Below are 11,414 nucleotides of genomic sequence, written 5' to 3'. Positions count from 1 at the left end.
AACCTACGTGGCGCTATCGCGAAGGCACTTACGGTAGTCGACCGACCGGCCGATCTCGACCGAAACCCGCCACGCGGCGCGCAGATATCAGCTCTCGGCGACCGGATAGTTACACTGTGCCGCGTGTCCAGCCCTGCCCGGGCCACCACGGCCCATCCCCCGGTCCGGTTGTTCCGGAACGACTGGAGTCGACTCACCCCACCCGAGCTGGACGGCTGGCAGCCGACCCGGTCGGTTTCGCTGATCATCCCGGCCCACGACTGCCAACCCTCCCTCGACCTCACCCTGGCCGGGTTGCGCGCCCAGACGTACCCGTCGGGGTTGCTGGAGGTGGTGGTGGTCGACGACGGCAGCGACCCGCCGCTGGTCCTGCCCCGGATCCGCCCCGACAACTGCCGGCTGCTCCGGGTCGCCGACCACGCGGGCGGCTGGGGCCGGTCGACCGCGCTGCACGTGGGCGCGGAGCGCAGCGAGGGCGAGATCCTGCACTGGCTCGACGCCGACATGGTCGTCTTTCCCGAACATGTGGCGGCGCAGGCCCGCTGGCAGCACGTCAGCGACGAGGTGGTCACCCTCGGCTACAAGCGCTTCGTCGACGCCGACTGGCCCACCCCGGAACAGGTCGCCGAGAGCTGCGCGGCCGGCGGCGCCGACCGACTCTTCCGGCTCGACGACTCCGAGCCGCACGAGTACGTCGAACGCCTCATCGACGACACCGACCAGCTCCGCGGCGGCGACCACCTGAACTTCCGGGCGCACGTCGGCGCCACCGCCGCACTGGCCCGCAGCCTCTACTCCGAGACCGGCGGGCTCAACCCCGAACTGCGGCTCGGCGAGGACACCGAGTTCGGCTACCGGCTGGCCCAGGCGGGTGCGGTGTTCGTGCCCGAGCCGCGGGCCCGGAGCTGGCACCTCGGGCGGTCGCACATGATGGCCCGGGGCGAGGCGCTGCGCCGGTACAACCGGCCGTTCCTGGCCGACCTGATGCCACAGCCCCGCTACCTGCGCTCCGCCGCGCACCGGAGCTGGGCCGTACCGCTGGTGGTGGCGGTGGTCCGGGCCGACGGGCCGTACGAGATGGTCCGCACCTGCGTCGACCGGCTGCTCGCCGGCGACCAGACCGACCTGCGGGTGGTGCTGGTGGCGGACTGGGCCGAACTGACCGACGACCGGCGCTCGGTACTCGCCGACCCACTGCTGGACCTGCGGCTGCTCGCCGCGACGTACCGCTCGGAGCCCCGGGTGGAGTTGGCCGGGCAACCGCCGGCGACCGCGTACCCGGCGCCGTACCTGCTGGAACTCGGGTCGCACCTGGGGGTGGACGCCGACACCGTACGCCGGCTGGTGGCGGTCGCCGACCAGTGGCAGGTCGGTCTGGTCCGGCTGCTGCCGATCGGGGCGACGGCACCGGACGACGGGGTGTCGCTCTGGCGTACCTCCGCGCTCAGCCGCGCCTTCCGGGTACGCCGGCCCGACGAGGCCCTCGACGAGGCGGTCGCCGAGGTGGCCGGGCGGCGCTGGGTCAGCGGCGACGACTTCGGGGTGATCGACCTGCGGCTGCTGCCGGAGAACAAGTGGTCCTCGCCCCGGCCCCGGCTGGTGGTCCGGCCGGACAAGCGGGCCCGGCGGGCGGCACTGGCCGGGGTGGAGACGATCCCGGTCGGCGGCATCCGGTCGCTCGCCTCCGCCACCCGGTTCGTCGCCGGCCGGTACGCCGGACTCGCCGCCGACCGGGTCCGGCAGCGGGTACGCCGCCCGTCCGCCCCGGTCGACCGATGATCCTCCGTCGTACACACGTTCTATCCACAGCCTGTGGATAGAACGTGTGTACGACTGCCGGCGGTCCGCTCAGCCCTGTGCGGGAGCGGCGTCGAAGAGCGCCGAGTACATCTCGACCAGCATGCTCCGGCCCTTGATCCCGGCAGCCGCCTCCGGGCCCTTGACGCCGTCGGGCATCTGCCCGGCGCCACCCTCGGGGCCGAGCGGCACGACGATCACCGGCGGCATCGGCTGGTAGTCGGCGGGCTCGCCCTCCCCGGTGATCATGGCGCGGATGTTCGCCCCGATCAGCTTGCCCTGCATGCCCGCCCGACCGGCCATGTTGAGGTCGGCGTCGGCCATGTCGCCGATCGCGAAGACCCGGTCCTGGCCGTCGACCCGCAACTGGCCGTCGACCCGGAGGTAGCCCCGCTCGTCGCGGGCCTGGGCGAGCGCCCCGCGCAGGTAGCCGGTGGCCGGGCTGACCCCGAAGCAGCGGTACCAGACGTCGGCGGTCAGTTCGTCGCCGTCCCCGGTGCGGACCGAGATCGCGGCCCGGGTGGCCGGTTCGGCGGTCGGTAGGTCCAGCGGGCTGCCGAGCCGCAGCTCGACGCCGAGTTTGTCGAGTTGGCGGTGCAGCTCCTCGCGGAGTTCCGGCGCGTACGGGCCGGGCAGGATGTCGGAGGCGACGTCCGCGACGGTCACGTGCTTCTCCGGGAAGTACGCCTTGATCTCGCCGGCCAGCTCCAGCCCGGACGGGCCGGCACCGACCAGCAGCACCCGCTCGGCGTCGCGCAGCACGGCGTGCGCGTTCCGGATCCGGTCCCGCGTGGTGGCCAGGTCGGGTTCGTCCACCTTCGCCGGGAACGGGTACGACGATCCGGTCGCCAGCACCAGGTAGTCCGGGGTGAGGCGCTCGCCGGAGCCGAGGGTGACCTCCCGGCCGTCGGCCGCCACCACCCGGTCCCGGACGAAGCGCCCGCGCTTGAGCAGGTGCTCGTAGGGAAAGAAGATCCGGTCCAGCCATTCCGGTTCGACCAGCGCCCGCCAGGCCGCCACGTTGTGCGTGAACGCCTCGGTCGGGTCGACCAGGGTCACCTCGGCGACGTCGTCCAGCGCCTTCGCCGCGTTGATCCCGCCATATCCGCCACCCACCACCAGCACGCTCGGCCGCGGGTCGGTCTGCTCGCTCATTGTGCTCCCAGCAAAAGTTAGAAGTTGCGCGGCATATGCTAGCCGCTTCTGAAATGCTAGCGCCATCGGAAGCGATAGTATTCCGGTATGCCGCTGACCAGGCCGACCCCCGAGGTCCCCGGCCCGGAGGGCTGCGCCCGGGCGGACGCCTCGCTGGCCAGGGCCTTCGCGGTGCTCGGCAAGCGGTGGACCGCCCCGGTGCTCGGCAGCCTGCGCGCCGGCCCGGCCGGCTTCCGCGAGGTCTCCCGGGCCGTCGGCAAGGTCAGCGACTCGGTGCTCTCCGACCGGCTGGCCGAACTGACCGAACACGGCCTGATCGTCCGAACCGTCCGGGAGGGGCCGCCGATCGCGGTCTCCTACCAGTTGACCGAGCGGGGTCAGGCGTTGATGCCCGCCCTGGAGCAGATCTCCCGCTGGGCCACCGAGCACCTGCCCGGCGGCGAGAAGTCCTAGCCTCGCCTCGGCCAGTTCAGTCGGGCTCGCCGAGGAAGACCCGCCGGACCACCCGCTCTGCCGCCCGGCCGTCGTCCAGCGCGCAGAAGCGGCGCCGGAAACGTTCCCGGGCCAGGGTGGCCGGCACGCCGTCCACCGCACCCGCCCGGAACGCCGTCAGCAGCTCCGGAAACCCCGTCACCGCCACCCCCGGTGCCTCGGCGAGCACGTCGAGATAGACCCCGCGCTCGCCCCGGTACTCGGCCCAGTCCGGTGCGTACACCACGATCGGCCGGTCCAGCGTGGCGTAGTCGAACATCGCGGACGAGTAGTCGGTGACCAGTACGTCGGCGGCGAGGTAGAGGTCCTCCACCGAGGGGTGGTCCGTGACGTCCCGTACCCGGTCCGGACCGGCTGGCGTCGTAGGGCCGCCGGTCGGGAGTGCCGCCGCACCGGTCAGCGCGCCGACGGCGGCCGGAGACTCCGGGGCGGGGCGGGCGTCCGGGTCGAGATAGTGGCCCCGGACCAGCAACCGGCCCGCCGGACCGAGTACCTCAAGCAGCGCACCGGGGTCGAACGGTGCCGAGTACCCGGGCCGGTGCTCCCGGTGGGTCGGCGCGTACAGCACCACCCGCTCGCCGGGGCCGATGCCGAGCCGGCGCCGGACGGTCTCGACCTCGGCCGGGCCGGCGTTCACCAGCCGGTCGTTGCGCGGATACCCGACCTCCAGGGACCGGTACTCCGCCGGATAGGCCCGTTCCCACATCTGGGTGGAAAAGGTGTTGGCGCTGAGGCTGTAGTCCCAGCGGTCGATCCGGCGCAGCAGTCCGGGGAAGTCCAGCCCGGCCGCGCCGCGCGGATAGCGCTGCTGGTCCAGCCCCATCACCTTCACCGGGGTGCCGTGGTGGGTCTGCAGGTGCACGGAGCCGGGCCGCTTGACCACGTAGTCCGGGAAGTTCACGTTGTTGACCAGCCACCTCGCCCGGGCCAGCGCCCGGAAGTACGGCCGGGTGCCGGCCACCACGTACGGCACCCCGGGCGGCAGGCTGGAGACCAGGTCCCGGCGTACCACCCAGACGCCCCGGATCCACGGGGCCAGCTCGCGGGCCTTCTCGTAGACCGCCGCCGGATTGCAGGCGTAGCCGCGGTACCAGTACGCGGCGTAGAGCGCCAGCGCCGGATCGAGCGGACGGCGCAACTGCGCGTGGTAGTACGCGCGGAGCAGCCCGTCCCGGGGCAGCCGGGCGGCCCCGGAGAGCACGGCCGGCAGCCGGGCCAACGCGGCCGGGGACGCCGGACGGCGCGAGCGCGACGACGGCAGCTCCGGCAGCGACCGGTGGGCCAGTCGCCGGACCCCGCCCCGGGAGTGGTGCAGCGCGCGCAGGACGGCGTACGTCCGCCAGTGACCGCCGGCCACCAGCCGGTGCTTCAGCCCGTCGACCCCGCCCGGCACCCGGTAGCCGCCCGGCGGCAGCCAGCGCCGGTAGTCCGCCACCACCTGGTCGAAGAAGCTGCGGCGCAGCTCCGGGGAGAGCCGCCGCCCGTTGCCCAGCACGATCAGGTAGTGCCAGACCATCCGCTCGAAGATCAGCGGCCGGAGGTCGTCGTACTCGGGTCCCCAGCGCGCCATCAGCTCGAAGACCCGGTGCCAGTGCGGAAACACCTCGAAGTGCCGGTCGTCCCGGGTCCGGGTGATGGCGCCGGAACGCCGCTGCCGGTAGTTGACGCAGACCGCGTCCAGAACGCTGATCCGGCCGGCGGCGAGCAGCACCGGATAGCTGAACGACACGTCCTCGTACCAGCCGGGGCCGAACCGCAGGTCGGAGTCGACCAGGAAGCGGCGGCGTACCACCTTGTTCCAGGCGGTGTGCAGCAGGCCGAGCACCTCCGGCCGGTCCCGGACGGCGAAGACCTCGGCACCGGAGTCCGGCACCGTCCGGTCCAGGCCGCTGCCGAGCGTCCGGTGGTCCCAGTACGCCCGGACGTGGTCGACGAGCAGCACCTCCGGCCCGATTCGGCGCAGCCGTTCCGCCACCGCCGGCAGGCAGCCGTCGACCAGCCAGTCGTCGCTGTCCAGGAACCAGACGTACTCGCCGGTGGCCAGGTCGAGGCCGATGTTGCGGGCCTCGCCCAGCCCGACGTTCCGGTCCAGGGTCACCACCCGGATCCGGTCGTCCCGGGCGGCGTACTCGGCGATGATCTCGCCGCAACTGTCCGGCGAGCAGTCGTCGACCACCACCACCTCGACGTCGGCCACCGGCTGGCCCAGGATCGAGTCGAGGCACTCCCGCAGGTAGCCCTGCACCCGGTAGACCGGTACGACAAAACTGATCAGCGCCATCGGCGCCGTACCCCCGCTGGCAGCGTCATCCGTCCCTTTCCGCCTCGCCGCCCGTGCAGGTGCCCGGTCATCCCGCCGGCGGCGTCATCCGTCCCACTCCCGCCGCTCCGGCGTCCCGGTCCGGTCCGGTCGCCCCGGGGTCGCGGCGTGGCCCTCCCCCGCCCCGGCGGTCGCGAACGCGTCGGAGGCGGCGGGATGGCCGCCGGACCCGACGGCGGCGTCGGCCGGCTGTCGTGGCGCGGGAATGTCCCTGGGTACCCAGCCACGGAGCGCGTTCACTACGAAAATCGCCGATAGATAGCCGGTGAGCACCAGCAGCGCCCCCCGGCCGGCGACCGGGCCGACGAGTACGGCGACGGCGAGCAGGAGCAGCCGGCCGTCCCAGCCCAGGCCGAGCGCGTGCATCAGCGGCGCCCGCTCCCGCTTCTCCAGCCGGGCGGTGAGGTCGTAGTGCCGCAGCGCCAGCACGAAGAGCAGCGCGAAGATCACCGCACCGTCCGCGTCGACCAGCAGTCCGGCCCCGATCACCAGCAGGTATTCGGCGGCCCGCAGCGCGGCCGGCACCAGCCAGTCCAGCGCGCCGCCGTGCGGTGTCGCCGCCGGCAGCCCGGCGATCAGCACCACCAGCACCGCGAGCGGCACCAGCCAGCGCGCCGGCCCGGTGCCGAGCCCGGCCAGACCGGCACCGAGCAGGGCCAGCCCGGCCAGCGCCCCGAGCAGGGCCAGCGGCAGCGGCCCCGGCAACCCGGCGCCACGGCCGAGCGCGGCGAGCCAGCGGACCGCTGGGCCGTCGTCGCGGTGCAGCGTGGTGTCGACCCCGGTCAGCACCGCCACCCGCATCGACCGGGCCCGCAGGGTACGCAGCGCCAGCGTGTACGCCGCCGCCAGCCCGCCCCAGACCAGTACCGCGACCAGGCTGACCAGCGGATCGAAGATCGCCACGGTCAGCGCGATCAGAGCCCACCGCTCGCCGATCGGAAAGACCACGGTGCGCTTCGCCCAGTACGTCAGCGAGCCGGTGTCGGCCTGCACCCGGTTCGACGCCTGGCTGAGCCGGTCGCCGAGCCCGCCCGAGCCAACCTGCTTGGGGCGCTTGGCCGCCTCGTCGTGCAGCGCGCCGTACCAGGTGTCGGTCATGTGCCGGACGGTCTGCAGGGTGATCGCGGCGATCGCCAGCGCCCAGCCGGGGCCGCCGGCCCGTTCGACCCCGATGCCGAGGCCGGCGTAGACCAGGTATTCCTTGGCCCGGTCGGCGATGGTGTCCAGCCAGCCGCCCCACGGGCTGAAGTGCCGGGTGTACCGGGCCAACTGCCCGTCCACGCAGTCGAGCACGAAGCCGAGGTAGAGCAGGATCGCCCCGCCGACCAGGGCCGGCCGGCCACCGACGGCGAAGAGCACCGCCGCCGCCAGCGCGAAGGCGACCGAGATCGCGGTGACCCCGGTCGGGGTCAGCCGGAGCCGGGCGCAGAGCTTGGTCACCTTCGGCGACCAGGTGCTGACGAAGTACGTGGTGAAGAAGTCGTCCTTCTCCTTGACCGAGAGCCGCAGTTCGGCCCGGTCGGAGTCGACCGCCGCCACCGCCGCCTCCGCCTCGGCCAGCGCCGCCTGGTCGGCGACCCGGCGGGCGACGAGCAGGCGTACCCGGTGGGCGAAGATCGTGATGCCGGTGCCGGATGCCGGTCCGGGCCGGGTCAGCGCGGCGAGTAGCCGGTCCAGCAGCGGGGTCGGGTCGGGGGGCGCCTCGGCGACGGTCCGGGCCGCGGCGACCAGGGCGGGCAGGTCGGACACGCCGACGCGTACCGCTCCGCCGGAGGCACCGGTCGGCGCGGCGGTCAGCGTCCCGGCGGTGCCGGCCTCCCCGGCCGGGCCGGCGGCGACCACCTGGTTACGGTCCTCGACCACGCCGACCGGGCCGGCGCCCGGCTCGGGCAGCACCAGGGCGACCGTGCCGGGCATCGGACTGCTGGCCAGGTGCCGGAGTACGGCGGTGTGCGCGACCAGGTCGCCGGAGCAGAGCAGTACCGGCTCCCGGGCGGTGCCGGCCAGCACGGCGACCTCGCCCGGATCGTCGGTGCTGACGACGTCCCGGGCGCCGGCCGCGCGCAACTGCTCCCGGAGTGCGGCGGCCAGCGGCATCCCGTCGGGGCGGGTCAGCGGCGCGCCCGGCCGGGTGGGGGTGAGCAGGATCGCCAGCATCACGGCCTGACCACGTCGTGGTATGCGTCAAGAGCCTCGCGTATGGTGCCGTCCACCCGCAATCGTCCTCCGTCGAAGTAGAGTCCCCGGCTACAGAACCGGGTGAGATCGTTTTCGTTGTGCGAGACCAGCATCACGGTACGACCCTCGGCGATCAGCCGGTCGATGGTGTCGTAGCACTTCTTCCGGAAGTCGGCGTCACCGACCGCCGTCACCTCGTCCATCAGCAGCACCGGATGCTGGAGCTGGGCGATCACCGAGAAGCCCAGCCGCACCTTCATCCCGGACGAGTAGTGCCGGACCGGGGTGTCGATGGCCTTCGCGATCTGTTCACCGGCGAACTCGATGATCTCGTCGAAGTGCCGGCGCAGGAAGCTCGGGCTGAGTCCGTGCAGCGAGCCGACCAGGTGGACGTTCTCCCGCCCGGTCAGGTCGTTGGAGAAGCCGGCGGAGAGTTCCAGCAGCGGCGCGACCGCGCCACCGACCCGGATCCGCCCCTCGTCGGGGATCAGCACGCCGGCGATCAGCCGGAGCAGGGTGCTCTTGCCGGTGCCGTTGCGGCCGATGATCCCGACGGTGTCGCCGGGCGCGACCGAGAACGAGACGTTGCGCAGCGGCCAGAAGACCCCGGAGGCGGGCTGCCGGCCGCCCCGGTGGATGAACATCTCCCGCAGCCGCAGGTTGCGCCGCCGGTTCCGGACGAACCGGATCCCCAGGTCCTCCGCCTGCACCATCGTCCCGGCCACTACAGCTCCTTCAGGACGGCGGGTTCGAGCCGGCGGAACACCCACCAGCCGGCGAGCAGCACGAGCAGGCTGCCGCCGACCGCCACCCCGAGCAGCCGGGCGTCGGGGAACTCGTCCGGGTACCAGACCGCGTGGTGGAGCTGGAAGATCCCGACCAGCGGGTTCAGCTCGTACACGATCTTGACCCAGTCCGGCAGCGAGGAGTCCCGGACCAGGGTGAGCGGATAGATGATCGGGGTGGCGTAGAAGAGCACCCGGGTGACCAGCCGCATCAGCCGCTCGATGTCCCGCATCAGCACGTTGAGCGAGGAGAGCAGCAGCGCGATCCCGACCAGCAGGGTCGCCTGGATCAGCACCGCCAGCGGCAGCGCCAGCAGCGACCAGCCGAGCTCGATCCTGTCGAGCGAGGCGTAGACGATCGCGACGCCGACCAGGATCGGCAGTCCGGCGAGGTACTCGGCGAACCGGCCGGCGACCCGGCCGATCGGGAAGACCTCCCGGGGCAGGTTCATCGTGGTGATCAACCGGGCCTGCCCGGTGAGCGCGGCGGTCGCCTCGCCGATCGCCGAACTGGTCCACATCCAGGCGAAGATGCCGGTGATCAGGAAGAGCGGGTACGAGTCGGCGGCGTCACCGAGGTGCCGGTCGGTGGCCGACCGGTAGAGCACCCCGAAGACGAAGAAGTAGATGACGCCCATGCCGAGCGGCTCGATCAGCGACCAGAGGTAGCCCAGCACCGACTGCTGGTATTTCACCGCCAGGTCCCGCCGGACGAGCAGCCGCAGCGTGTTGCGGTGCGACCACACCGCCAGCACGCCAGACGTCACAGCCGCCTCCCGCGTCACGGTCCGACCAGTCGAGCCCGACATAGGGTAGCAGTCGGGAAAATCGCCCAAATAAGGATCGACCGGGCCACGGCATCGTCCCGGACAACGTGCCAACGCTACCCGACGGCCGTCCGCACGCCACCTCGGAGACGCCCGCCGTACACCGGACGGCCGGCTACCAGCCCGGCGGCCGATCAGTCACCCGAAAGCCGGTCAGCCGGCGACTCAGCACTCGATGACGTTGACCGCGAGCCCGCCCCGGGCGGTCTCCTTGTACTTGACCTTCATGTCGGCGCCGGTCTCCCGCATCGTCTTGATCACCTTGTCCAGCGAGACGGCGTGCTTCCCGTCGCCGCGCAGCGCCAGCCGGGCCGCCGTGATCGCCTTGATGCTGGCCACCGCGTTCCGCTCGATGCAGGGGATCTGCACCAGGCCACCGACCGGATCACAGGTCAGCCCCAGGTTGTGCTCCATACCGATCTCGGCGGCGTTCTCCACCTGGGCCGGCGTACCGCCCAGCGCCTCGGCCAGCCCGGCCGCCGCCATCGAGCAGGCGGACCCGACCTCGCCCTGGCAGCCGACCTCGGCACCGGAGATCGAGGCGTTCTCCTTGAACAGCACGCCGATCGCGGCGGCGGCGAGCAGGAAACGCAGTACGCCCTCCTCGGACGCCCCCGGCACGAACCGGGTGTAGTAGTGCAGCACCGCCGGGATGATCCCGGCCGCGCCGTTCGTCGGGGCGGTCACCACCCGGCCGCCGGCCGCGTTCTCCTCGTTGACCGCGAGCGCGAAGAGCGTCACCCAGTCCATCACCCGCAGCGGGTCGGCCGACCCGGGGTCCGCCTCCAGACTCCGCCGCAGCTCGGCGGCGCGGCGCCGGACCCGCAGCCCGCCCGGCAGCGTCCCGTCCCGCCGGCTGCCCCGGTCGACGCACTCCCGCATCACCCGCCAGATCTCCAGCAGGCCGGCGCGGATCTCCGACTCGCTCCGCCACGACCGTTCGTTGGCGAGCATGATCCCGCTGATCGGCAGCCCGGTCTCGGCGGTCAGGGCCAACAGCTCGGCCCCGGTGCCGAAGGGGTGCCGAACCCGGGTGCTGTCCGGCTTGATCCGGTCCGCGCCGGTCGCGGTCTCGTCCACCACGAACCCGCCGCCCACGGAGTAGTAGGTCCGGGCCCGCAGCGGTCCACCCGCCGGGTCGTACGCGGTGAAGGTCATCCCGTTCGGATGGAACGGCAACGACCGGCGGCGGTGCAGCACCAGGTCCCGGTCGGCGTCGAAGTCCACCTCGTGCGCGCCGAGTACGCCCAGCCGGCCGCTGGCCCGGATCCCGGCAACGGTCTCGGCGACCCGATCCGGGTCGACCGTCTCCGGCGCCTCCCCGAGCAGCCCCAGCAGTACGGCCGGCCCACTGCCGTGCCCGTGCCCGGTGGCGCCGAGCGAGCCGAAGAGTTCGGCACGTACCCGGGCGGTCTCCGCGAGCAGTCCGTCGGCCTTGAGCCCGGCCGCGAAGGTCCGGGCGGCCCGCATCGGACCGACGGTGTGCGAACTGGACGGCCCGATCCCGACCGTGAACAGGTCGAAAGCGCTGATCATCGAAACTCCTCCCGGGCCGGCCCCGTTGCCGGCCCCTGGCCCCCGGGCGGTCGCCGCTGTTCCCCCAAGCATGCCCCTGAGCTGCCGGTCCGCGAGCCTACCCGGCGCCGGCCCGGGCCGCGTGGCTGACCGGGATACGGCGGGCACGGCTGATTGGGTCACCCGGGGCCGGCGGGCGGGACGGCCGGCGGAGAACTCCCGCCCCGGCCGCCGGCACCGGGCCGGGGTGTCCGCCCGGCCCCGCCCGGGTAAGTACCTACGGGTACGTGGTGTCCGGATCCGTCTGGAGGCCGAGGGCGGCGCAGCCACCCGTTCCTACCGTGG

8 protein-coding genes are annotated in these 11,414 nt (G+C 73.0%); 2 read left to right on the top strand and 6 right to left on the bottom strand.

Annotation, left to right across the window (positions count from 1 at the left end):
- The first annotated feature begins 123 nt into the window (after window positions 1-123).
- The gene (locus ACQEVC_RS12260; protein ID WP_432876362.1) at window positions 124-1,779 is read left to right on the top strand and encodes a glycosyltransferase; all 1,656 of its coding nucleotides are present in this window, start codon (window positions 124-126) and stop codon (window positions 1,777-1,779) included.
- 69 nt (window positions 1,780-1,848) lie between these two features.
- On the opposite strand, the gene ACQEVC_RS12255 is transcribed toward ACQEVC_RS12260, so the two are convergent.
- Window positions 1,849-2,952: an NAD(P)/FAD-dependent oxidoreductase gene (locus ACQEVC_RS12255; RefSeq protein WP_432876360.1), complete on the bottom strand. Its 1,104-nt coding sequence runs from the start codon at window positions 2,950-2,952 to the stop codon at window positions 1,849-1,851.
- Window positions 2,953-3,039: 87 nt separating this feature from the next.
- Between ACQEVC_RS12255 and ACQEVC_RS12250 the strand changes: the two genes are divergently transcribed.
- Complete coding sequence (locus tag ACQEVC_RS12250) at window positions 3,040-3,405, top strand: winged helix-turn-helix transcriptional regulator (RefSeq protein ID WP_432876358.1); 366 nt, start codon at window positions 3,040-3,042, stop codon at window positions 3,403-3,405.
- A 16-nt stretch (window positions 3,406-3,421) separates the two neighbouring features.
- Here ACQEVC_RS12250 and ACQEVC_RS12245 read toward each other — a convergent pair whose 3' ends face one another.
- The 5 genes from ACQEVC_RS12245 to ACQEVC_RS12225 all read right to left on the bottom strand — a co-directional run bounded on the left by ACQEVC_RS12245 (window position 3,422) and on the right by ACQEVC_RS12225 (window position 11,090).
- The gene (locus tag ACQEVC_RS12245) at window positions 3,422-5,725 is read right to left on the bottom strand and encodes a bifunctional glycosyltransferase/CDP-glycerol:glycerophosphate glycerophosphotransferase (RefSeq protein WP_432876356.1); all 2,304 of its coding nucleotides are present in this window, start codon (window positions 5,723-5,725) and stop codon (window positions 3,422-3,424) included.
- 84 nt (window positions 5,726-5,809) lie between these two features.
- Window positions 5,810-7,921, bottom strand: coding sequence for a DUF5941 domain-containing protein (locus tag ACQEVC_RS12240; RefSeq protein ID WP_432891339.1), 2,112 nt, complete (start codon window positions 7,919-7,921; stop codon window positions 5,810-5,812).
- Window positions 7,921-8,586 carry an ABC transporter ATP-binding protein gene (locus ACQEVC_RS12235; RefSeq protein ID WP_432891337.1) on the bottom strand — a complete coding sequence of 222 codons (666 nt, stop codon included), beginning with the start codon at window positions 8,584-8,586 and terminating at the stop codon, window positions 7,921-7,923. The genes ACQEVC_RS12240 and ACQEVC_RS12235 overlap by 1 nt, the downstream gene beginning before the upstream one ends.
- Before the next feature lie 80 nt (window positions 8,587-8,666).
- A complete protein-coding gene (locus ACQEVC_RS12230; RefSeq protein WP_432876354.1) occupies window positions 8,667-9,494 on the bottom strand; it encodes an ABC transporter permease in 828 nt (275 codons plus the stop codon).
- A gap of 225 nt (window positions 9,495-9,719) precedes the next feature.
- On the bottom strand, window positions 9,720-11,090 hold the full coding sequence (locus ACQEVC_RS12225) for an L-serine ammonia-lyase (RefSeq protein ID WP_318398781.1): 1,371 nt from the start codon (window positions 11,088-11,090) through the stop codon (window positions 9,720-9,722).
- Window positions 11,091-11,414: the final 324 nt, after the last annotated feature.

The sequence above is a fragment of the Plantactinospora sp. CA-294935 genome (assembly GCF_050936445.1).
Classification (GTDB): domain Bacteria; phylum Actinomycetota; class Actinomycetes; order Mycobacteriales; family Micromonosporaceae; genus Plantactinospora.
The sequence above is the reverse complement of the archived record's forward strand: the minus strand, read 5'-3'. Positions and strand labels throughout refer to the sequence as shown.